Raw genomic sequence first — 20,276 nt, 5'->3', positions numbered from 1 at the left:
TCTCCAGTCAGCCGACAGGGTCCAGGCGCATCGGGATACCCGCCGCCGCCATATAGGCTTTCGCTTGCGCGATCGTATAGGTGCCAAAGTGAAAAATGGAAGCGGCCAGCACTGCCGAAGCGTGGCCTTCGAGAATGCCTTCAACCATGTGGTCGAGATTACCAACACCGCCGGAAGCGATAACCGGGACACGAACCGCATCGGCAATCGCCCGCGTGACGGGAATGTCGTAGCCGATCTTCGAGCCATCGCGGTCCATCGAGGTCAGCAGAATTTCGCCCGCACCAAGATCGACCACCTTGCGTGCAAACGCGATGGCATCGATGCCAGTCGCCCGTCTTCCGCCATGGGTAAAGATTTCCCAGCGATCGGCCTCGTCATCGCGTGATACCTTCTTGGCATCGATGGCGACGACGATGCATTGGTTGCCGAACTTGTCCGCGGCCTCGGCGATAAAGTCGGGATTGTCCACGGCAGCGGTGTTGATCGATACCTTGTCGGCACCCGCCAGCAAGAGCTTGCGGATATCGGCGACAGTGCGCACCCCTCCGCCGACCGTCAGCGGCATGAAGCACTGCTCGGCGGTACGAGCTACTACATCGAAAATTGTCTCGCGATTGTCGGAAGAAGCCGTGATGTCGAGGAAGCAGAGTTCGTCTGCGCCCGCAGCGTCGTAGGCCTTCGCCGCCTCGACCGGGTCACCGGCATCGATGAGATCGACGAAGTTTACGCCCTTGACAACACGTCCGTCCTTGACGTCGAGGCAGGGTATGACGCGGGCTTTGAGGGTCATGCGGCGCGCTCCCTTGCATCGCGAAGCACCTGTAATGCTTCTGCAGGATCGATACGACCGTCATAAAGCGCGCGGCCGGAAATCGCGCCTTCGAGCTTTTGTGCGTCGGGCATGGTCATGCGAACGACATCGGCGATGGACGCAAGGCCGCCGGAAGCGATGACCGGGATCGAGACTGCTTCGGCAAGTTGCAGTGTCGATTCCCAGTTGATGCCCGTAAGCACGCCGTCACGGTCGATATCCGTGTAGATGATCGCCGCGACACCGGCACCCTCGAATTTCTTTGCAAGCTCGATCACACCCAATGTCGACGCCTCGGCCCAGCCTTCAACGGCAACCTTGCCGCCTTTGGCGTCGATGCCGACGGCAACCTTGCCTGGAAAGCGCTTGCAGGCCTCGATCACCAACGCCGGATCACGCACGGCAACGGTGCCGACGATGACCCGCGACAGGCCTTTCGTCAGCCAACTTTCGATATGATCGAGTGTGCGGATGCCGCCGCCAAGCTGAACAGGATTTCTCGTGGCCTTCAGGATCGCTTCGACCGCAGCGCCATTGATTGATTGGCCGGCAAAAGCCCCATTCAGATCAACCACATGCAGCCACTCAAACCCCTGATCTTCAAAGGCTTTGGCCTGAGCGGCCGGGTCGGCGTTGTAGACCGTCGCCTGATCCATGTCGCCAAGCTTCAGCCGCACGCACTGGCCGTCTTTCAGATCGATTGCCGGAAAAAGGATCACGGATTCCACCTTAAAAAATTGGCGATGAGAGCGAGGCCCAGTGCCTGACTCTTTTCAGGGTGAAACTGTGTCCCCGCCATGTTGTCATTGGCTACGGCAGCGGTAACCGGCCCGCCGTAGTCTGTGACGGCGACGACATCATTTTCCATCTCGGCATCGAGAAAGTAGGAATGGACAAAATAGGCATGGAGGCCTTGCGGCCCGGTCTTAATTCCGTCGAACAATGGATGCGGACGGGTAAGCCGGATCGTGTTCCAGCCGATTTGCGGAATTTTCAACGCCGGGTCTGATGGCACCATCTCGCGAACGTCGCCCTTGATCCAGTCAAAGCCTGTCGAAATGGTCTTTTCCAGCCCGCGCGACGACATCAGCTGCATGCCGACGCAAATCCCGAGAAACGGCCGCGCTTTTTCCACGGCTACTTCATGGATTGCCTCGACCATGCCCTCGACCGCATGGAGGCCACGGCGGCAATCGGCATAGGCGCCAACGCCCGGAAGGACGATGCGATCAGCCGTACGGACCCGGTCAGCATCGGCTGTCAGATCGATGCTCGCATCAACGCCACTTTCCCGCGCGGCACGCTCGAATGCCTTTGTTGCGGAGCGGAGATTGCCCGACCCATAATCGATGATGGCAACGCGCATGCTCAGTTTTCCCCGCGATGGCTCACGAGACCCACCATACCGCTGAGCGCCGGCTTGTGGGTGACTTGCAGCGAAGGCGCCGCCGGGCGGGCGCTCACAGATACTTCAGGCGATGAAACGAAGTTTTCACCGAGGAACCAGGACGTTTCAGCGTCGTCTGCTTTGCGCGCGTCGACAACACCAAGCAGGCGGAAGCCGCGGCGTTCGAGCGCCGCGATGCGCCAATTATTGCCTTCAAAACCCACGAGGAGCGAAAGCAATGCCGTGATAAACCCGGCCATGTCTTCATGGCCCGTATAGGTGCCCACTCCAGAAATCACGACCATCGATCCAAAAACGACCGCCGCTTCGAACCATAGCCGCTGCACCAGCAGCCAGGGAACAGTCAGGATAAAGGCGAGCAAGGCAAAGCCGTCCCTGACGAAGACGGTTTTGTCATCGTCACGCTGGCCGTCCAGCTCGGGTGCCAACACAATGAAACTGGCCATGTTTCAGCCTTTCAAAGTACCCTTGGTAGATGGAATGGCATCCTTCTGCCGGGGATCGGTTTCTATGGCGTGCCGTAACGTGCGCGCGACCGCCTTGAAGCAGGTCTCGGCGATATGGTGATTGTTGGCGCCATAAAGGTTCGATACGTGCAATGTCATTCCGGTATTCTGCGCCAGCGCCTGGAAGAACTCACGGACAAGTTCCGTATCAAAGGTGCCGATTTTTGCCGCGGAGAACTCCACTTGCCATACGAGAAACGGACGGCCCGAGATATCGAGGGCAGCGCGAGTCAGCGTTTCATCCATGGCGAGATCCAGCGAGGCGTAACGGGTGATGCCGCGGCGATCACCCAGCGCCTTGGCAATGGCCTGGCCGATGGCGATGCCCGTATCTTCCACTGTGTGGTGATCATCGATATGCAGGTCGCCCTTGGCTTTGATATCCATGTCGATCAGAGAGTGACGGGAGAGCTGCTCCAGCATATGGTCGAAGAAGCCGACGCCAGTAGAAATATCGAACGCCCCTGTACCATCCAGATTGACCGAAACGGCAATGCTGGTTTCCTTGGTGCTTCGCTCTATCTTCGCGGTGCGTGTGTTGACGCTTGTCATTACTGTTTCCCGCCACAGGGGTTTGTAAAAAACCGTTCCAAATGAGGCCTTCTAAAACACGAATGGCGAATCTCCAAATGCTTTGATGGCGCAGACCAAGGTCGTGACCTGAGCAGCATTTGCAATTCTGCGAGCGCTTCATACATAAGTGGAACAGAAGGGGTTCGATCTGCTGCCGTTTGGGGCATAATCGAATTTGCTTGAAGGAGAATCGAATGCAAGAACACAATCCCTCAACCATGTATGGAACCACGATTGTCACTGTCCGCAAGGATGGCAAGGTCGTCATTGCCGGCGACGGGCAGGTCAGCCTCGGCAATACGGTCATGAAAGGCAACGCGCGCAAGGTACGCCGACTTGGCAAAGGCAATGTCATCGCCGGATTTGCCGGTGCCACCGCCGATGCATTCACCCTGCTTGAGCGGCTGGAAAGCAAGCTCGAGCAATATCCGGATCAATTGACGCGCGCCTGTGTCGAACTCGCCAAGGACTGGCGCACCGATCGCTATCTGCGCCGGCTGGAAGCCATGATGCTTGTCGCCGACAAGTCGGTCACGCTTGCGCTGACCGGTACTGGCGACGTGCTTGAACCCGAACATGGTGTCATGGCCATTGGCTCCGGCGGCAATTATGCGTTAGCCGCTGCACGCGCCCTTGCCGATACGGATTTGAGCGCCGAAGAGATCGCCCGCCGCGCCATGCAGATCGCTGCGGATATCTGCATCTATACGAATACGAGCGTCACACTCGAGACTCTTGATGCCGAATGAGCCTATCTATCGCTACCGCTTCATCCCGGTGGAACCCCGCCATTTGAACATGATTTCGGAATGGCTGGCGAAGCCGCATGTGGCGAAATGGTGGAATGAAGATGCCGACGTAGAGATGGCGTCAATCGCGGAACATATGGACAGCGTGTCCGTGGAGCCGTTCATCATCATGCTTGGCGATGAAGCGATTGGCTATCTGCAGACCTACGATCCACACCTGGAGGATGATCACCCTTACCAAGATCAGCCGACCGGGACACTCGGACTCGACCAGTTCATCGGCGAACCCGATCTGATCGGTCAAGGCCACGGTCCTCGTCTGCTTGACGAGTTCGTGTCGCTTCTCTTCGAAGAAGGCGTGCCTCGCGTTATCGTCGATCCTGACCCCGCTAACAGCCAGGCAATCAAGGCATACGAAAAGGCGGGCTTCGTCGCTTTCGATACCCGGACATCCGTTTACGGTCCGGCCCTCATGATGGCACGGGACAACCCTGACCTTGTGTTTGAACAATCGCCCGACGACGGGCAGGAAACGAGATTACAATGACAACATTTTCCCCTCGCGAGATCGTCTCCGAACTCGACCGCTACATTATTGGCCAAAATGACGCCAAGCGCGCCGTCGCCATCGCCTTGCGTAACCGCTGGCGCCGCCAGCAGCTCGAAGGCCAGATGCGCGAAGAGGTGATGCCGAAGAATATTCTCATGATTGGACCAACCGGCGTCGGTAAAACGGAAATATCCCGCCGCCTCGCCAAGCTTGCCGGTGCACCCTTCATCAAGGTGGAAGCAACCAAGTTTACCGAGGTGGGCTATGTCGGCCGCGATGTCGAACAAATCATTCGTGACCTCGTTGAAGTCGCCATTGGTCTCGTGCGCGAAAAGAAGCGCGAGGATGTGAAGGCCAAGGCGCATGTCAATGCGGAAGAACGCGTTCTCGATGCATTGGTGGGCAAGACCGCTAGCCCGGCAACGCGCGACAGTTTCCGCAAAAAACTGCGCGACGGTCTGATCGACGACAAGGAGATCGAGGTCGAGGTTGCGGACACCGGTTCAGGCATGCCGAATTTCGAACTGCCGGGCATGCCCGGCGCAAACATCGGCGTGCTCAACCTCAGCGACATGCTGGGCAAGGCCATGGGCGGCCGCACCAAGACGGTGAAAACGACGGTCAAGGAGTCGTACGGTGTCCTGATCAATGACGAATCCGACAAGCTCCTCGATCAGGATCAGATCACCCAGGAAGCCCTGCGTTCTGCCGAGGATGACGGCATCGTATTCCTTGACGAGATCGACAAGATTGCCGCTCGTGATGGCGGCATGGGCGCCGGTGTTTCACGCGAAGGCGTGCAACGGGACTTGCTGCCATTGGTTGAAGGAACGACCGTTGCCACCAAGTACGGTCCGATCAAGACAGACCACATCCTGTTTATCGCATCTGGTGCGTTCCATGTTTCGAAGCCCTCTGACTTACTGCCGGAGCTGCAGGGCCGTCTGCCCATCCGGGTGGAGCTTAGCGCTCTGACCCGCGATGACATGCGCCGCATTCTGACCGAGCCGGAAGCCAGTCTACTCAAGCAATATATCGCGTTGATGGCGACTGAAGAGGTCACGCTCAACATCACCGATGACGCCATCGACGCTTTGGCCGATATCGCAGTCGATCTGAACTCGACCGTCGAGAACATCGGTGCCCGCCGCCTGCAAACGGTCATGGAACGGGTGCTCGATGACATTTCGTTCAACGCACCTGACAAATCGGGCGCTGAACACACGATAGACGCCAAATATGTACGGGAGACCGTCGGAGACCTTGCCAAGAATGCGGATCTCTCCCGGTTCATACTGTAGCGCTTATCTCGGGCCTTGTGTTTGAATAATCATCACTTATCCCTTAATGCCCCCTCGTGCTACGCGGGGGCATTTTTGTTTCAGAACGGTCTTTCAGTCAGGTTTTTCTGGCTTTCGAGGGTGCAAGGCGCTATTCGAAGCGTCCAATCAATTTCTGGACCGATGATGAACCGCCACCTGATCCTTTTCGCGACAAGCTGTCTCTCGCTGTTGCTGGTCACATTGCAACCGGCACAGGCTGTGACCATTGTTCCCGAAGGCAACCGCAATGCGACCCAGCCGGGTGTTCCAGCCGCTTCCGCCAAGCGAACACGCGAGTTGAACACTACATACGAAGCGAAATATCAGAAAATATACAACCTGCTGAAAACCGACTCCAAGCTGCGATCGAAGATCGCCAGCGTTGCGCGCACTTATGGTATTGATCCAGTTCATATCGTTGGTGCACTTGTTGGCGAGCATACCTATAATGTCGATGCCTATGACCGGCTCCAGACTTATTACGTCAAAGCTATTTCCTACGTACAGCAAGGGCTGAACTTCGATTATCAGGGTGAGACAATCGGCGACTTCGTCAGACGTCCGCAATTTTCTTCTTGTGTACAATTCAAAGACAGTTTGCGCCTTTGGACATGTCGCGAAAATGTCTGGGAAGAGAATTTCCGCGGCAAATCTGTTGGAGGCAAGCGTTTCCCCAACAATCGTTTCAGTGCAGTATTCTTCCAACCGTTCTACGCAGGGCAAAGTTTTGGCTTGGGGCAACTGAGCCCATTGATTGCGCTGCAGATGACCGACATGGTCAACCGCTATTCAGGCCTGCCGAAGCTCGATGCCGATCACGCTGCTGATGTTTACAAGACCATTATGGATCCGGATCTGACCCTGCCCTACATGGCGGCAACGTTAAAACACTCGATCGATGTCTACCGCCGCGTTGCCGACTTCGACATTTCCAAAAATCCGGGTATTACGGCGACACTCTACAATACGGGTGGTGCCGACAGCCGTGCGCGGGCGCTGGCTGACTCCAACTTGGCTCGTGTCGCCAATGGCGAACAGCCGCAACTGCCGGAAGAGAACTATTACGGCTGGCTGGTCAACGAGAAAATCGACCAGTTGCGGGCCCTCTTCTAGCGTTTTCGCTTTTCCGGCACTGCTTCCATTGTCCGGATCAAGAGTCGGGCCGTTTTTTCGTCGATATCGCCGATCTTTGTGGCAAGAACGTTGGCAAGTTCCGTTGCGGCTGGTGAAAGCCCCCCGGTGTCGATGACGATGCGCGGGTCCGAGATCATCGCCAGCCGCTGCAATTCCTCGGCCTCGTCCCAAATAATATTGAAATACTGGATGATGCGCTGCAGCTTGTCCCAGGTCGGTTGACCGCGCCTGCCGTGTTCAAGAGCTGACAGGTAGGCGGCCGATACTCCGATCGACTTGGCCATATCCTTTTGCGAGATGCCGCGTTCCGCGCGCAGATCGCGCAATTTTGCACCAAAAGGCGTCACGGTGCCTCCGGCTGACGGCGCATGCGAACATAGATCGCACCTGTGCCCCCGTGATTGCGAGCGGCGTCTTCATAGCCATTGACCAGGATGCGAAACGACGGCGTCATGAACCACATGGGAACCGCCTGACGCAGCACGCCATCGCTGCCCATGGATGAACCCTTTCCGGTGATGACAAGAACATGCCGAAGCTTGCGCAGATGGGCGCGTTGCAGGAACCCGAGAAGCAAGCCATAGGCCTCGCTTTGGGTCAGGCCGTGCAGATCAATCCTCGCTTCTATAATAACCCGTCCCTTGGCGATCTTCTTGTGTGTTGGCCGATCGATAGGATGCAGGCGATGTGCCGGCGCCGGCTTCGCCTCTACCGCTCCGAGGACCGGTCTCGGATTTTCCGGTGCAGACGGATGTATCGAACCCTGCTCTTTCTTTTCATCGATCAGAAAAGTGGGCTTCTCCTTGCCCTTGAGCGGGCGGGCAGTCTTGGCCACCGTTTCCCAGAGGATCCGATCCTCCAAAGTGGCGAATTCATCCTTTGCTGACTTCTTCTTCATCGGTCTGCCAGAAGAACGCGGGGAACCAGCGCATAGAAATCCGCTTCATGGCGGATACCCCCAGCGATCTCGCCCGCCGCATCGCCAGAACCGGCAAAGAGATCGCCACGTGCTGCGCCGACGATGGCGGACCCTGTGTCCTGGGCGATCATCAGTCTCGCAAAGCGCTCCCCGCCAAAAGCCTTTAAATCCGGTGCATGAATATAGAACGGCGTGCCAAATGTATGCAGGAGCCGGTCGACTGCAAGCGACCGGCCGCCTGTCAGGGGGACTTTCGCGGCAGCGATTGGCCCCAACGTTGCATCGTCAACGTCGGCTTCGCGAAAGAAGATGTAAGAGCGGTTGTTCCACATCAGTGCCTGAGCTCTGTCCGGGTGATCGGCAAGCCAGCTACGGATGGATTGCATAGACATTCTGTCCGGCGCAACTTCACCGCTTTCGAGTAGTATCTTGCCAATGCCGGTGAACCGATGCCCGGTCTTTGCAGCATAGGTGATGCGACGCAAGCGACCGTCTGTCATCTTTAGCCGTGCAGCGCCCTGCACGTGGATGAAGAAAGCATCGATCTGGCTTTCCACATAGGCGATCTCCAGTCCTCGGCCCTCAAGCGCGCCGCTTTCGATGGCTGGCCGGTCGAAATATTCGACGACGCCCGCCGGAGTCTGTCGCGCAAAGGCAAAATAGGGATCGAAGCCCTCTGGCCGATTGTTGTCATCGATATCGATCAAATCCGCCGGACGGCGCAGGAATGGAACGGTAAATCTCGCAGTGCGAACCGGCGAGGCAACCACTTCCGGTTCGTAGAAGCCGGTCACAAAACCACCGGCTGCTTCGGTATTTTCAATGAGCGCGGGACGGAACCATTTCTCGAAAAAGGCCCTTGCCTCACCGTCGGTCTCGACGATTGTTTCACGTGAATCAGCAAAAATCGGTGCAAGGGCCTCGAAGCTGATACCGAGCGATCCGGATTTGTAGGGCTTTACTTGGACCTGTTCTGCCGAGCGAGCGAGCGCGCGAAACGCTTCGAGGTGCTGGTCATCCCGCCAACCGGGGCAGTCAGCGAAATCCACCAATTTGAAGAGGGGCGACAGCATGCTCGTCCGAAACCTTTGACTTAGTCTTCGGCTTCAGTCGCGACCAACTTCCAGTTCGGGTCTTTCGACCGCGTATCGCGCGCAAAGGTCCAGACATCCTTGACCTCTGCAACCGCTTCCTTGTCGCCATCGATCACGACGCCATCCTTGTCGAGCGTTGCCGAAATAAGTTCACTGGTGATGCGCACCGTAACATGGGACTCAGTGCCCTTCATTTCGGCGCCGATGATTTCCGCCTTGTTGATCCCGACGAATGACGACTGCACTTTCTCGCCGCGCGCTTCGCGATCGGTAATAGCAGAAACAAAACCGTCGAAGACTTCGCGCGACAGAAGCGTCTTCAGCGTCTTGCGGTCACCATCGGCAAACGACATGACGATCATCTCATAGGCCATTTTCGAACCTTCGAGGAACTTCGCAGGCTCGAATGCAGGATCTGCGTCCTGGATGGCGCGGAGGCCGTCATTCAATGGCGTACCCGGCTTGGAAATGGCATCGATCTTTTCGAAGCTGTTTTCCTTCACTTCGCCGCGTCGCGGCAACGAAACGACATTGTCGCCAGATTTGGCCTTGTCATCGGCGTCGGCGGTACGTGTATAGGGATTGAACGGCGGGCGTTCACTGCCAGTGCGGCGACCAAGGACCTTGCGCAGCTGCAGGAAAATCACCACTGCTGCCACGAAAAAGAAAATCGTTCCGAAGTCCAGATATTCCATGTCGCCTGCCATTCATCCTAATGTTCGTTTACGGCTTTCAATCTTCCGTCGAAATACCAAAAACATATAGATTGCCAACTGCAATCATACAAATACTCTTCACGCTATCCTATATAGGCATGAAATTGACACCGGCTATGGATAATATCCGGATATGTCCTTTGAAAGGTAAATTAGTTTGCGATCTCTTGTACCCCTTTTCGTTCTGGCTTTGCCATTTCTTGAAATCGCCGGTTTCATTGTAGTCGGCAGCAAGATCGGTGTTCTAGCGACACTCGGTCTGATAATTCTGTCGATTTTTGTCGGCGTATTCCTGTTACGCTTTCAAGGCCTCGGCCTTATCCAGAAAATTCGCGAAGAAACAGCCGCTGGCCGTACACCAAAACGCGAACTGGTTCATGGTGTCATGCTGGTCTTCGCGGCGTTCCTGCTGATCATACCCGGATTCATCACCGACATCATAGGCCTGCTGCTTTTCATCCCCGCTGTTCGTGACTTTGGCTGGCGTTGCATCAGTGATCGTGTGGTCGTTGTCGATTCTGGCCAACACCGTCGTGGCCGTCCCGACACATCGCGCATCAAGGACCAGGTCATCGAGCTCGATCCCGAAGACTACTCCAGCAAGCCTGATCCGGACTCGCCCTGGAACCCGAAACCATAGGTTTGGCGTGCCATTGAACTATGAGACTAGTGCGAGAGCCTTGCCTCGTTGAGGCACACATGCTAGCGACCCTGCATTCATTCGATAACCGTGCAAAGCGGACGTAACAGAAGAAGGTTTCCAGACAATGGCTCAAAAGCCTGATGAAAAGGCCGAGAACGGCAATGAAGCGACAAATGGCAACGGTTCCGCTCAGCAGCAGACGCTGAATATTCTGGCGCAGTATGTAAAGGACCTTTCCTTTGAAAGCCCTGGCGCTCCGTTGTCGCTGCGTCCGCGCGAAAATGCTCCCGGTATCAGCATCAATGTCAACGTCAACGCCAATCCGATCGCCGAAAACGATTTTGATGTCGTTCTCACGCTGTCGGCAAAGGCGAGCGAAGGCAAAGACGTCCTTTTCAATGCCGAACTCGTCTATGGCGGTGTTTTCAGGCTTGTCGGTTTCCCGCAGGAACACCTCTTGCCGCTGCTGTTCATCGAATGCCCGCGCCTGCTGTTCCCGTTCGCCCGCCAAATCATTGCAGAAGCCACACGCAATGGCGGGTTCCCCCCGCTGATGATCGACCCCATCGATTTCGCCCAAATGTTCCAGCAGCGTATGGCCGAAGAGCAGGCCAAGGCGCAAGTCAGCTGAGCCAGACTATTTAAAGTTGAAAAACCCGGGTCTCGCCCGGGTTTTTTCATTCAAGCAGCAGAAGCTATGCGTTCGTTCCAGATGGCCTTGTCGCCAATCTTTTCGACCAGCTGCGCGTGGGCCATTTTCTCGGCCTCGGTTAAACGAGGTTGAAGCGGTATTGGCCGGCGGGAAATGATAATTGTTCCCGAAACATCGCCAGGCTGCCGGTTGTTTGCCTGTTCGGCAATCGTGAGGCCAAGTGCAGCCTGCTTACCACCGATCAGCTCGATATAGACTTCGGCGAGAAGCTGCGAATCGAGTAGAGCGCCGTGCATTGTGCGGTGGCTGTTATCGATACCATAGCGCCTGCAGAGGGCGTCGAGCGAATTCGGCCCCATCGGATGTTTTCGCCGCGCCAGCGCCAGTGTATCCACGACGCGGTCATTGTGAATCGGCGGATGACCGAGCCGGTTGAGCTCCGCATTGATGAAGCCCATATCGAATGTCGCATTGTGGGCAATCAATTTCGCCCCATCGATAAAATCGAGAAAGTCATGGAGTATCCCGGCGAAAAGCGGCTTGTCGGCCAGCTTGTCATTGCTGATACCGTGCACGGCCAGCGCATCAGGATGGATGACCTTGCCTTCGGGATTGATGTAGACATGGAATGTCCGTCCGGTCGGGAACCGGTTGATAAGCTCAACGCCACCGATCTCTATGACCCGGTCGTCAAGCCGGTCGAGGCCAGTTGTTTCTGTATCAAATATGATTTCGCGCATGGAATCACCCCTTTGTCCAAGTTCCACGAATTGGCCAATGCGGGCAAGTGGGGACTGGATGTTTCCCCCTATACTGTGAGCACACTGATAATTCTGCGAATTTCATCTCGGGTGACGTCAAAATTATGGCGTGTGTCGATGATGAAATCGGCGCGGGCGCGCTTTTCCGCATCCGGAGTCTGGCGTGCCAAAATGGCGTCCAGCTTGTCTGGCGTCATGCCGGCGCGTTCGAGAACGCGCTTTCTCTGCACTTCTTCAGGCGCTGTAACGACGAGTATCTTGTCAACCCGGTCTTCAGCCCCTGTTTCAAAAAGCAAAGGAATATCGACGACAACCAGTTTCGCACCATTGGCGCGCGCGCCATCTCGAAATCTGTTTTCCTCGGCCCGCACCAGCGGATGGACAATCGTCTCGAGCTTTTTCAGCGCCACGGGATTTCCCATGACCGCGGCGGAAAGTTTCGTGCGATCCACCTTGCCGTCTTCGGTCGTTCCAGGGAATGCCGCCTCGATCAATGGAGCGGCCGCACCAGAATAAAGCCAATGCACAGTCTCATCTGCCGAGTAAACCGGTATGCCTTCGTCAATGAACATCTGAGCGGATGTTGACTTGCCCATGCCGATCGAACCCGTCAGGCCAAGCACGATCATGTGAACTTCCCACCGTGGGTTGGTCTGTCCATATCGGCAAGAATAAGTGCTCGCAGTTCCGGCGTGACTTCCGGTGGGGCACCAAACCAATGTTTGAAACCGGGAACAGCCTGGTGCAACAACATGCCAAGACCGTCCACCGTTCTCAGCCCATGCGCCCGCGCGGCCTTCAGCAGCGGTGTTTCCAGCGGAACATAGACAATGTCGGTCAACAAGGCATTTGCATTTGCGGACGACAGATCAAAGGTCAGATCATCCTCGCCTTCCATGCCCAGTGACGTCGTGTTGACAATGAATGTGGCGTCTTGCAGCAACTCGGGAATTGCCCGCCATCCGTGCGCGCTAATGCCGTGCCCAAAGCGATCCGCAAGTGCCTGCGCTCGGTCCACCGTGCGATTGACTATGCGGATCTCATTAAATCCTCGCTGCTTCAGCGCATAAACGACTGCACGACTGGCACCGCCGGCGCCGAGAACCAGCGCTTTATCGCCATTGTCCCAGCCTGGGCCGAGGGCATCCAGATTAGCGAGGAAACCGTAGGCATCGGTATTACCACCCCACAACTCCCCATCCTCAAACCACAGCGTGTTGACAGCGCCGATATCTTCAGCGGCACTTTCGCGCTTTTTGCACAAGGCAAATGCCATCTCCTTGTGCGGTATTGTTACGTTGCCCCCGGTATAGCCATTGTCCTGCATGCTCCGGACAAAATCAGTAAAGCCTTCCGGCGCAATCTCGATGGCCTGATACGAGCCTTCCAGGCCATACTTCTTTAGCCAATAGCCGTGGATCAACGGTGAACGCGAGTGGCGAATGGGGAATCCCGTCACAAATGCCTTTGGATGATCAGCCATCTATCGCGCCCTCACGGCGTAACTCCGCAAGCAATGGTAAAAGCGGTAAACCCACTATGGTGAAATAGTCGCCATCGACCTTTTCGAACAGCTGAACGCCTTCGTCCTCAATCTGGTAAGCGCCAACACTTTGCAAAGCGATAGTTCCAACGCGCGATAGGTATCTACCAATGAAACCCGGATCGAGACCGCGCAAAGTCATGCGTGCGACCGACACGTGCCGCCACAATGTCTGGCCATCCTTGGCGAGAACGACCGCGCTGTTGAGGTGATGCGTTTTTCCAGACAGTTTCAGCAATTGCCGGCGAGCCGCTTCCATGTCGTCCGCCTTATGCAGGATCTCATCGCCCAGGGAAAGTGTCTGATCGGAACCGATGACCAATGCGGAAGGGTTGCGCTCACTGACATCGAGAGCTTTTGCCTCCGCCAGAATCTGCGCGACATCTTCTGGCGTTGCGCCGCTATCATATAAGGGCGCCTCCACCGCACGTTCATCGATGTCAGCCGACTGAACGGTGAAAGCAATACCAGCATTTTTCAACAATGTGGCACGGAACGGGCTCTTGGAGGCGAGAATGATATCCATGTTTGGTTCTCCCTTGACCAGCGATGCGTTACCGCCCCTGCGAACGCAGGGCAAGAACCGCCGCCGCGGTTTCTTCAATCGAACGGCGAGAAACATCGATCATCGGCCAACTATGCCGATGGCAAATCTGCCGTGCATAGGTCAGTTCTTCGATAATATTGGCGCGATCGAGGTAATGGTCGGCGTCGAAGCTGAGAGCTGCGCCGAGCACGCGGTGCTGACGTACCTGTGAAATACGTTCCGCCGAAGCGACCAATCCGACAATCAAGGGTCTTTCGCATTTCACTAGAACGTCCGGAATGGGCACCCCGATAACGATAGGAACATTGACAGTCTTGATACCACGATTGGCGAGATAAATGCTGGTTGGCGTTTTCGACGTGCGTGAAATCCCGATCAGAATGACGTCCGCTTCCTCGATATCCGGGGGGAGCTGGCCATCATCGTGCTCCATTGTGAAATTGAGCGCGTCAATCCGCTGGAAGTATTCTGCATTGAGCACGTGCTGAGCGCCGACGCGCCGTCCCGCCGGAGCGCCAAGATACGATTGGAACAGCGTGAGGACCGGTTCGAGTACGGATACGCAAGGGACGCCGATTGCCGCGCAAGTATCGTCGATCATGGCAGCAAGCCGCTGATCGACGATCGTGTAAAGGACGATACCCGGCTCGGCATCTATGCCTTCCAGCACTCTTTTGATCTGCTTTTCGGTCCTTATCAGTGGATAGACATGCTCAATCGCCCGTGCATGGGCATATTGTGCCGCGGCGGCCCGACCGGCTGCGATGAGAGTCTCTCCCGTCGCATCAGAGATCATGTGAAGATGAAAGTAGTTTATCGGTTTCGTCACAGAAAATTCCATGTCTTGTTGATGACTGGGGACAAAGTGCCAGCGCCTCCACAAGTGATGGCAGCCATGTGAATTGTTGGCAAGTCATCCACAGCGAGCCTGCCTGTGGGAACTCTTTCCGATCGTTCTACAATTCTGTGGACTATTGCGACTTTTCGCCTGTTTTCCCATGGTTTTCACAGGATTATCCACAATTGATCCTAAGTTAAATAATTGATATTATTGACTTATATCGATTTTTACCACTATCCTTGGGAACTTTGCTCCAGTTATTCTGGATTGAACCCGGAATTGTTCGTTGTGGGAAAATTCTGGCAATGTGGTAATTCCCATTACAAACAGACTCTAAGAATCAGAAAATCCAATTAGATCTAAATTTCTTTTTTGTAAGACAGACTGGGAGTGACCAATGATGGTTCGCAAAGTGATGAAAGTCCTTGGAGGCGAGACTGTCTTTCCTCCACCAATCTGGATGATGCGCCAAGCGGGGCGCTATCTTCCCGAATATCGAGAAGTACGAAAGAACGCTGGCAGCTTTCTCGACCTGTGCTATTCGCCAGACTTGGCTGTCGAAGTAACCATGCAGCCTATTCGCCGTTTTGGTTTCGATGCGGCAATTTTGTTTTCTGACATTCTGGTTGTCCCGCACGCGCTCGGGCGCGATCTTCGTTTTGAGGAAGGACGGGGCCCACTGATGACCCCGATCGACAAGGACGGGATATTCTGGCTGGAATCGAAAGGCGCTGCTGATCGCCTGGAGCCTGTCTATGAGACCGTGCGGCTGCTACGGCGGCAACTCCCTACCGAGACAACCTTGCTTGGCTTCTGTGGGGCGCCTTGGACGGTGGCGACCTATATGATTGCCGGACATGGCACACCGGATCAGGCTCCCGCCCGACTTTTTGCCTATCGCAACCCGGAGGCATTTCAAAAGCTACTGGACGAGCTCGCTGATGTGTCCGCTGAATACCTCATCCGTCAGATTGATGCGGGTGCCGATGCGGTGCAGATTTTCGATTCCTGGTCTGGTGTTCTCGATGAAGCCTGCTTCGAGCAGTTTTGCGTGGCGCCTGTTGCGGCGATCGTTAAAAAGGTTCGCGAAGTCCATCCGGATGTTCCGATTATCGGGTTTCCCAAGGGCGCGGGTGCGCTTTATGTGAATTATCGGGAGCGTACCGGTGTCACCGCACTCGGACTGGATTGGTCAGTGCCGCTTTCCATGGCCTCTTCATTGCAGGGTGGTGGCGCAGTTCAGGGCAATCTCGATCCCTTGCGGGTCGTTGCTGGTGGTCGGGCTCTGGACGATGGCATCGATGCTATTCTGGATGCGTTGGGTCAGGGACCACTGATCTTCAATCTGGGTCATGGCATTACACCGGATGCGCCGGTGTCCCATGTCGAGCAGATGGTAAACCGCGTACGTCAGGCCACGATCCGGACCTGATTCTCAAGGGTAGGCCAAGCAGTATGAGCGATATCAAATTGACCAATGCGGAATCGAAGAAAATTCCGGTTCTGCCGCGGTTGATCGCTGCGGCTGTGGCGCTTTGTGTCATCACGCTGGTCTTCCTGTATCCCGGTGGCGCCTATCCATGGGTTAAAGCGATCCATGTCATAGCCGTTATCTCGTGGATGGCTGGCATGCTCTATTTGCCGCGATTGTTTGTTTATCACTGCGCTGCCGAACCGGGTTCAGTTCAATCCGAAACCTTCAAGGTGATGGAAAATCGCCTGTTGAAGGCGATCATCGATCCCGCCATGGGGGTGACCTGGCTCGCGGGGCTGTGGCTTGCCTGGCAATCGGCCGCGTATATGGATGGCTGGTTTCACGTCAAGTTTCTATCTGTTCTCATTCTTTCGGGCGTGCATGGGTATTTTTCCAAGGCGGTACGGCTATTTGCAGAGGATCGAAACGTGAAGACGGTTCGCTTCTGGCGTATGATGAATGAGGTACCGACCATGCTGATGATCATTATTGTGATCATGGTCATCATAAAGCCATTTTGATCGATAATAAAAATTTTAGTCAGTGATCAATACCACTGATGAAATCTCTTGCCCTTATGGCCATGATTGGCTAGACAAGGGCCTCCTCTCCGGAAATACCGCCACAGCAATCTTCGGCCATTTTTAGTGGCACTGCATTCAGGCATCGTCATTTCCCTTTCCCATTTCACACCAATAGAATTAAGAGTTCCGCACACATGCAGGAAATGAAACTACAAGAACTCAAGAACAAGACCGCGGTTGACCTTCTCGCCTTTGCCGAATCGCTCGAGGTTGAAAACGCCAGCGTCATGCGCAAACAGGAATTGATGTTTGCGATCTTGAAAAAACTAGCCTCGCAGGAGGTAGAAATCATCGGCGAAGGCGTGGTCGAGATTTTGCAGGATGGCTTCGGCTTCATGCGCTCCGCCAATGCCAATTATCTGCCGGGCCCCGATGACATCTATATTTCACCATCGCAGATCCGGCGTTTTTCGCTGAAAACAGGCGATACAGTGGAAGGCCCGATCCGCGGACCGAAGGAAGGTGAGCGCTATTTCGCCCTTCTCAAGGTTAATACCATCAACTTCGAAGATCCGGAAAAAATCCGCCACAAGATCCATTTTGACAATCTGACGCCGCTCTATCCAAATGAACGCTTCAAGATGGAATTGGAGAATCCTACCACCAAGGATCTTTCCGCTCGCGTCATCGATCTGGTCGCGCCACTTGGCAAAGGCCAGCGTGGACTGATTGTTGCACCGCCCCGCACGGGTAAAACCGTACTCTTGCAGAATATTGCGCATTCGATCACTGCCAATCATCCGGAATGCTATCTTATCGTGCTTCTGATCGACGAACGTCCGGAAGAAGTGACCGACATGCAGCGCTCGGTGAAGGGCGAAGTCGTGTCGTCTACTTTCGATGAGCCCGCGTCACGCCACGTACAGGTCGCGGAGATGGTTATCGAGAAGGCAAAGCGTCTTGTCGAACATGGCCGCGATGTGGTCATTCTGCTCGACTCGATTACCCGGCTTGGCCGCGCCTACAATACTGTGGTGCCGTCATCCGGTAAGGTATTGACCGGTGGTGTCGACGCCAATGCCCTGCAGAGGCCGAAGCGTTTCTTTGGTGCCGCGCGTAATATCGAAGAAGGCGGTTCGCTGACAATTATCGCGACAGCGCTGATCGACACGGGCAGCCGTATGGATGAAGTCATCTTCGAAGAGTTCAAGGGTACCGGCAACTCCGAAATCGTGCTCGACCGCAAGGTCGCCGACAAGCGCATCTTCCCGTCCATGGATATTCTGAAATCCGGTACGCGTAAGGAAGACCTTCTCGTGCCGCGTCAGGATCTGCAGAAGATTTTCGTTCTGCGCCGTATTCTCGCTCCCATGGGCACGACAGATGCGATCGAGTTCCTTATCGACAAGCTCAAGCAGACCAAGACCAATGGCGAATTCTTCGATTCGATGAATACGTAACGTTTAAGGATTTGGCCGAAGCAGTGCTTGAAGCGCTTCGGTTGTCTCCACTGGTGCAAGACAGACGAACCCGCGGCACAAATAGGCTGCGGGTTTGTTTATTGTGACTTCGCCGGCGCCCGGAACGAGTTCCATCTTTTCGCCTTTGCGAAACTCAATCCATATATCGGTACGGCGTGGGTCAGGTGTGTGAGCCGCCAGTTTCATAAGGGGATGGTCTATCTCCGGCGCAACGATAACCAGTTTCAACGGCTCAAGCAGAAGGTTGGCGCTGTTGAAAACCCCAGCCTGTCCGTAACGCTGTTGGATCACCCGGCCCAACGCATTCTCAGCAATACGTTCCGCATTCTGCCGAAGTTCCTCATCTCCCGCGACCGTCGCCAGCCGCGCCATCGCTTCGATGACCTGGCTGGTGGCGCTGGGTATTGCCTCATCCTGATCGCCGCGCACGCGAATGATGACATCCGCGCTGTCAGAAGCGCTAAGGGCATAGTTACCGTCTTCGGTCTTGTGCCATTTGTTCAGCATTGTCAGCCAATGCTGCGCATCCTTGATATATGGCTTTTCCTGCGTCGCCTCATAGAGCGATAGAGCCGCGTTGATCATTGAGGCATAGTCTGATGATAGCCCTGGAAACAGTTTCGATTCACCGAGGACCGAATGTGGAAGCCGCCCATCCACAGTCGATTCGGATATGGAACGATAAGCTGTTGCGCCTAGTTGCAACCAATCCGGCCGATCGAATGCGGGTGCAGCTTCTGCGAGCGCGCGGATCATCAGACCGTTCCAATCGGTTAGTGCTTTATCATCCCGTCCGGGGCGGACACGTTTCTCCCGTATGGAAAAGAGCCTCTGCCTTGCGCCGGCCAGTTGTCGTTCAACGTCGGCATCGAGGCTGTCGAGAGCGTGGAGGCGATTGAGAATCGTCTTTCCCTCCCAGTTCCCCTCCTCGTGCACATCATAGACTTGGCAGAAAGTCTGGAATTCTGGTTCATCAGGGATTTGGGCAGCCTCCCAGACATAGAAGCGACCCTCCTCCCCTTCGCTGTCAGCGTCAAGACTGGAAGCAAAGCGTCCGTCGATAAGCATTTCCCGCTGCAGCCACCCGACCGTTTCTTCGATTCGGATACGGAACAATTCATCTTGGGTCTGGGCATATGCGTATGTGGCGTGGCGGATGAGCTGCGCATTGTCGTAGAGCATCTTTTCGAAGTGCGGCACCAGCCAATCCTCATCGACTGAATAGCGCGATAATCCGCCGCCTAGATGATCGTAAATCCCGCCTTGAAGCATTGTTTTCAGACTGGTTAGAAATGCATCCCGATGTGCTATCTCGCCATTTCGTAGCCAGGAGAGCCACAAAGTATCCATGAAGGGAGCATTTGGAAACTTGGGGGCACCAGATAGGCCTCCCTTGGCTAGGTCGATCATGCTGTAAACATCCGCGGCGAACTGATCGAACAGATTTTTATTAATCGGGGTGGACTCTGCTTGGGCGTTAAGCCGCCGGCTCACGTGCTTGGTAATCAGCCGGACATTTTGCTCGACGCGCGTCCGATCCTGAAGCCAGGCTGAGCTGATCGAACGTAGCACGTCAAGGAAGCCCGGCCTGCCATACTTGGAGTGCTTGGGAAAATACGTCCCGCCCCAGAAGGGCTCCGCTCCCGGCGTGAGGAACATAGTCAATGGCCAGCCGCCCTGTTGGCCCATCGCACCGAGAGCGGCCATATAGATCTGATCGATGTCAGGTCGTTCTTCGCGATCCACTTTCACATTGATGTACAGATCGTTCATCAGTGCTGCGACTTCAGCGTCTTCGAAACACTCATGCGCCATGACATGGCACCAATGGCAAGCGGCGTAGCCAACGGATAATAGAATGGGCTTCCCGGCTTCCCGAGCCTCGTCCAATGCATGCTTGCCCCATGGCCGCCAGTGGACAGGGTTTGTCGCATGCTGGCGCAGATAGGGGCTGGATTCGTGGCCGAGCAGATTGGCTTTATCAAACATCGAAACTGCAACACCCTTTTCGAATGAAACGCGACA

Annotated in this window: 24 protein-coding genes; 9 read left to right on the top strand and 15 right to left on the bottom strand. The window is 55.4% G+C overall.

The features are described from left to right. Positions 1 to 7: 7 nt before the first annotated feature. From hisF to hisB, 5 genes are read right to left on the bottom strand one after another with little or no spacing between them, the layout of a single operon-like run. Complete coding sequence (gene hisF, locus LB462_RS10285; RefSeq protein ID WP_224507537.1) at positions 8 to 793, bottom strand: imidazole glycerol phosphate synthase subunit HisF; 786 nt, start codon at positions 791 to 793, stop codon at positions 8 to 10. Further along, the gene (hisA, locus tag LB462_RS10280) at positions 790 to 1,533 is read right to left on the bottom strand and encodes a 1-(5-phosphoribosyl)-5-[(5-phosphoribosylamino)methylideneamino]imidazole-4-carboxamide isomerase (protein WP_224507535.1); all 744 of its coding nucleotides are present in this window, start codon (positions 1,531 to 1,533) and stop codon (positions 790 to 792) included. The genes hisF and hisA overlap by 4 nt, the downstream gene beginning before the upstream one ends. After that, complete coding sequence (hisH, locus tag LB462_RS10275) at positions 1,530 to 2,180, bottom strand: imidazole glycerol phosphate synthase subunit HisH (protein WP_112524879.1); 651 nt, start codon at positions 2,178 to 2,180, stop codon at positions 1,530 to 1,532. The genes hisA and hisH overlap by 4 nt, the downstream gene beginning before the upstream one ends. Positions 2,181 to 2,182: 2 nt before the next feature. Next, positions 2,183 to 2,668 carry a DUF2628 domain-containing protein gene (locus tag LB462_RS10270; RefSeq protein WP_224507532.1) on the bottom strand — a complete coding sequence of 162 codons (486 nt, stop codon included), beginning with the start codon at positions 2,666 to 2,668 and terminating at the stop codon, positions 2,183 to 2,185. Positions 2,669 to 2,671: 3 nt separating this feature from the next. After that, the gene (hisB, locus tag LB462_RS10265; RefSeq protein WP_112524883.1) at positions 2,672 to 3,280 is read right to left on the bottom strand and encodes an imidazoleglycerol-phosphate dehydratase HisB; all 609 of its coding nucleotides are present in this window, start codon (positions 3,278 to 3,280) and stop codon (positions 2,672 to 2,674) included. Positions 3,281 to 3,495: 215 nt separating this feature from the next. Between hisB and hslV the strand changes: the two genes are divergently transcribed. From hslV to LB462_RS10245, 4 genes are all read left to right on the top strand, one after another. Next, the gene (gene hslV / locus LB462_RS10260; RefSeq protein ID WP_114429706.1) at positions 3,496 to 4,050 is read left to right on the top strand and encodes an ATP-dependent protease subunit HslV; all 555 of its coding nucleotides are present in this window, start codon (positions 3,496 to 3,498) and stop codon (positions 4,048 to 4,050) included. Continuing rightward, positions 4,040 to 4,597 (top strand): GNAT family N-acetyltransferase, encoded by a 558-nt coding sequence (locus LB462_RS10255; RefSeq protein ID WP_224507530.1) that lies wholly within the window; start codon positions 4,040 to 4,042, stop codon positions 4,595 to 4,597. Before hslV ends, LB462_RS10255 begins: the two co-directional genes overlap by 11 nt. Beyond that, positions 4,594 to 5,901, top strand: a complete 1,308-nt coding sequence (hslU, locus tag LB462_RS10250; RefSeq protein ID WP_112524889.1) for an ATP-dependent protease ATPase subunit HslU — start codon at positions 4,594 to 4,596, stop codon at positions 5,899 to 5,901. The genes LB462_RS10255 and hslU overlap by 4 nt, the downstream gene beginning before the upstream one ends. Before the next feature lie 165 nt (positions 5,902 to 6,066). After that, a complete protein-coding gene (locus LB462_RS10245) occupies positions 6,067 to 7,035 on the top strand; it encodes a DUF1402 family protein (RefSeq protein WP_224507720.1) in 969 nt (322 codons plus the stop codon). Here the strand turns inward: LB462_RS10245 and LB462_RS10240 are convergent. Genes LB462_RS10240 through LB462_RS10225 form a run of 4 tightly spaced genes read right to left on the bottom strand, consistent with a single transcriptional unit; the run spans position 7,032 to position 9,764 of the window. Next, positions 7,032 to 7,403 carry a helix-turn-helix domain-containing protein gene (locus LB462_RS10240; RefSeq protein ID WP_224507529.1) on the bottom strand — a complete coding sequence of 124 codons (372 nt, stop codon included), beginning with the start codon at positions 7,401 to 7,403 and terminating at the stop codon, positions 7,032 to 7,034. The genes LB462_RS10245 and LB462_RS10240 overlap by 4 nt on opposite strands. Further along, positions 7,400 to 7,954 (bottom strand): Smr/MutS family protein, encoded by a 555-nt coding sequence (locus LB462_RS10235; RefSeq protein ID WP_224507527.1) that lies wholly within the window; start codon positions 7,952 to 7,954, stop codon positions 7,400 to 7,402. The genes LB462_RS10240 and LB462_RS10235 overlap by 4 nt, the downstream gene beginning before the upstream one ends. Beyond that, complete coding sequence (mltA, locus tag LB462_RS10230; protein WP_224507526.1) at positions 7,951 to 9,048, bottom strand: murein transglycosylase A; 1,098 nt, start codon at positions 9,046 to 9,048, stop codon at positions 7,951 to 7,953. Before mltA ends, LB462_RS10235 begins: the two co-directional genes overlap by 4 nt. Before the next feature lie 20 nt (positions 9,049 to 9,068). Further along, complete coding sequence (locus tag LB462_RS10225; RefSeq protein ID WP_224507718.1) at positions 9,069 to 9,764, bottom strand: Tim44/TimA family putative adaptor protein; 696 nt, start codon at positions 9,762 to 9,764, stop codon at positions 9,069 to 9,071. 178 nt (positions 9,765 to 9,942) lie between these two features. Between LB462_RS10225 and LB462_RS10220 the strand changes: the two genes are divergently transcribed. Together LB462_RS10220 and secB are read left to right on the top strand one after the other, a co-directional pair. Further along, positions 9,943 to 10,425, top strand: a complete 483-nt coding sequence (locus LB462_RS10220; protein ID WP_224507523.1) for an FxsA family protein — start codon at positions 9,943 to 9,945, stop codon at positions 10,423 to 10,425. 127 nt (positions 10,426 to 10,552) lie between these two features. After that, positions 10,553 to 11,059, top strand: coding sequence for a protein-export chaperone SecB (gene secB / locus LB462_RS10215; RefSeq protein WP_209998845.1), 507 nt, complete (start codon positions 10,553 to 10,555; stop codon positions 11,057 to 11,059). A 50-nt stretch (positions 11,060 to 11,109) separates the two neighbouring features. On the opposite strand, the gene dnaQ is transcribed toward secB, so the two are convergent. The 5 genes from dnaQ to LB462_RS10190 form a co-directional block, all read right to left on the bottom strand. Next, positions 11,110 to 11,820, bottom strand: a complete 711-nt coding sequence (dnaQ, locus tag LB462_RS10210; RefSeq protein WP_224507521.1) for a DNA polymerase III subunit epsilon — start codon at positions 11,818 to 11,820, stop codon at positions 11,110 to 11,112. Between the two features lie 68 nt (positions 11,821 to 11,888). Further along, the gene (gene coaE / locus LB462_RS10205) at positions 11,889 to 12,470 is read right to left on the bottom strand and encodes a dephospho-CoA kinase (protein WP_224507518.1); all 582 of its coding nucleotides are present in this window, start codon (positions 12,468 to 12,470) and stop codon (positions 11,889 to 11,891) included. Then, positions 12,467 to 13,324 carry a shikimate dehydrogenase gene (locus LB462_RS10200; RefSeq protein WP_224507516.1) on the bottom strand — a complete coding sequence of 286 codons (858 nt, stop codon included), beginning with the start codon at positions 13,322 to 13,324 and terminating at the stop codon, positions 12,467 to 12,469. The genes coaE and LB462_RS10200 overlap by 4 nt, the downstream gene beginning before the upstream one ends. After that, positions 13,317 to 13,910 (bottom strand): Maf-like protein, encoded by a 594-nt coding sequence (locus LB462_RS10195; protein ID WP_224507515.1) that lies wholly within the window; start codon positions 13,908 to 13,910, stop codon positions 13,317 to 13,319. The genes LB462_RS10200 and LB462_RS10195 overlap by 8 nt, the downstream gene beginning before the upstream one ends. A gap of 28 nt (positions 13,911 to 13,938) precedes the next feature. Beyond that, a complete protein-coding gene (locus tag LB462_RS10190; protein ID WP_255626549.1) occupies positions 13,939 to 14,772 on the bottom strand; it encodes a pyruvate, water dikinase regulatory protein in 834 nt (277 codons plus the stop codon). A gap of 400 nt (positions 14,773 to 15,172) precedes the next feature. Between LB462_RS10190 and hemE the strand changes: the two genes are divergently transcribed. The 3 genes from hemE to rho all read left to right on the top strand — a co-directional run bounded on the left by hemE (position 15,173) and on the right by rho (position 18,230). Further along, the gene (hemE, locus tag LB462_RS10185; RefSeq protein WP_224507716.1) at positions 15,173 to 16,204 is read left to right on the top strand and encodes a uroporphyrinogen decarboxylase; all 1,032 of its coding nucleotides are present in this window, start codon (positions 15,173 to 15,175) and stop codon (positions 16,202 to 16,204) included. Between the two features lie 23 nt (positions 16,205 to 16,227). Further along, on the top strand, positions 16,228 to 16,767 hold the full coding sequence (gene hemJ / locus LB462_RS10180; protein ID WP_224507510.1) for a protoporphyrinogen oxidase HemJ: 540 nt from the start codon (positions 16,228 to 16,230) through the stop codon (positions 16,765 to 16,767). 197 nt (positions 16,768 to 16,964) lie between these two features. Then, positions 16,965 to 18,230: a transcription termination factor Rho gene (rho, locus tag LB462_RS10175; RefSeq protein ID WP_106714794.1), complete on the top strand. Its 1,266-nt coding sequence runs from the start codon at positions 16,965 to 16,967 to the stop codon at positions 18,228 to 18,230. Positions 18,231 to 18,233: 3 nt separating this feature from the next. Here the strand turns inward: rho and LB462_RS10170 are convergent, their stop codons facing one another. Next, on the bottom strand, positions 18,234 to 20,240 hold the full coding sequence (locus LB462_RS10170) for a thioredoxin domain-containing protein (protein ID WP_224507508.1): 2,007 nt from the start codon (positions 20,238 to 20,240) through the stop codon (positions 18,234 to 18,236). Positions 20,241 to 20,276: the final 36 nt, after the last annotated feature.

The organism is Phyllobacterium chamaecytisi (assembly GCF_020164455.1).
GTDB lineage: Bacteria > Pseudomonadota > Alphaproteobacteria > Rhizobiales > Rhizobiaceae > Phyllobacterium > Phyllobacterium chamaecytisi.
Note: the sequence above shows the minus strand (reverse complement) of the source record. Positions and strands in the feature narration are given on the sequence as shown.

What these genes read in the sequence shown, in the direction of transcription:
- hisF (WP_224507537.1), bottom strand. Translation starts at nt 793, where the DNA reads ATGACCCTCAAAGCCCGCGTCATACCCTGCCTCGACGTCAAGGACGGA.
- hisH (WP_112524879.1), bottom strand. Translation starts at nt 2,180, where the DNA reads ATGCGCGTTGCCATCATCGATTATGGGTCGGGCAATCTCCGCTCCGCA.
- LB462_RS10270 (WP_224507532.1), bottom strand. Translation starts at nt 2,668, where the DNA reads ATGGCCAGTTTCATTGTGTTGGCACCCGAGCTGGACGGCCAGCGTGAC.
- hisB (WP_112524883.1), bottom strand. Translation starts at nt 3,280, where the DNA reads ATGACAAGCGTCAACACACGCACCGCGAAGATAGAGCGAAGCACCAAG.
- hslV (WP_114429706.1), top strand. Translation starts at nt 3,496, where the DNA reads ATGCAAGAACACAATCCCTCAACCATGTATGGAACCACGATTGTCACT.
- LB462_RS10255 (WP_224507530.1), top strand. Translation starts at nt 4,040, where the DNA reads ATGCCGAATGAGCCTATCTATCGCTACCGCTTCATCCCGGTGGAACCC.
- hslU (WP_112524889.1), top strand. Translation starts at nt 4,594, where the DNA reads ATGACAACATTTTCCCCTCGCGAGATCGTCTCCGAACTCGACCGCTAC.
- LB462_RS10245 (WP_224507720.1), top strand. Translation starts at nt 6,067, where the DNA reads ATGAACCGCCACCTGATCCTTTTCGCGACAAGCTGTCTCTCGCTGTTG.
- LB462_RS10235 (WP_224507527.1), bottom strand. Translation starts at nt 7,954, where the DNA reads ATGAAGAAGAAGTCAGCAAAGGATGAATTCGCCACTTTGGAGGATCGG.
- mltA (WP_224507526.1), bottom strand. Translation starts at nt 9,048, where the DNA reads ATGCTGTCGCCCCTCTTCAAATTGGTGGATTTCGCTGACTGCCCCGGT.
- LB462_RS10225 (WP_224507718.1), bottom strand. Translation starts at nt 9,764, where the DNA reads ATGGAATATCTGGACTTCGGAACGATTTTCTTTTTCGTGGCAGCAGTG.
- secB (WP_209998845.1), top strand. Translation starts at nt 10,553, where the DNA reads ATGGCTCAAAAGCCTGATGAAAAGGCCGAGAACGGCAATGAAGCGACA.
- dnaQ (WP_224507521.1), bottom strand. Translation starts at nt 11,820, where the DNA reads ATGCGCGAAATCATATTTGATACAGAAACAACTGGCCTCGACCGGCTT.
- coaE (WP_224507518.1), bottom strand. Translation starts at nt 12,470, where the DNA reads ATGATCGTGCTTGGCCTGACGGGTTCGATCGGCATGGGCAAGTCAACA.
- LB462_RS10200 (WP_224507516.1), bottom strand. Translation starts at nt 13,324, where the DNA reads ATGGCTGATCATCCAAAGGCATTTGTGACGGGATTCCCCATTCGCCAC.
- LB462_RS10195 (WP_224507515.1), bottom strand. Translation starts at nt 13,910, where the DNA reads ATGGATATCATTCTCGCCTCCAAGAGCCCGTTCCGTGCCACATTGTTG.
- LB462_RS10190 (WP_255626549.1), bottom strand. Translation starts at nt 14,772, where the DNA reads ATGGAATTTTCTGTGACGAAACCGATAAACTACTTTCATCTTCACATG.
- hemE (WP_224507716.1), top strand. Translation starts at nt 15,173, where the DNA reads ATGGTTCGCAAAGTGATGAAAGTCCTTGGAGGCGAGACTGTCTTTCCT.
- hemJ (WP_224507510.1), top strand. Translation starts at nt 16,228, where the DNA reads ATGAGCGATATCAAATTGACCAATGCGGAATCGAAGAAAATTCCGGTT.
- rho (WP_106714794.1), top strand. Translation starts at nt 16,965, where the DNA reads ATGCAGGAAATGAAACTACAAGAACTCAAGAACAAGACCGCGGTTGAC.
- LB462_RS10170 (WP_224507508.1), bottom strand. Translation starts at nt 20,240, where the DNA reads ATGTTTGATAAAGCCAATCTGCTCGGCCACGAATCCAGCCCCTATCTG.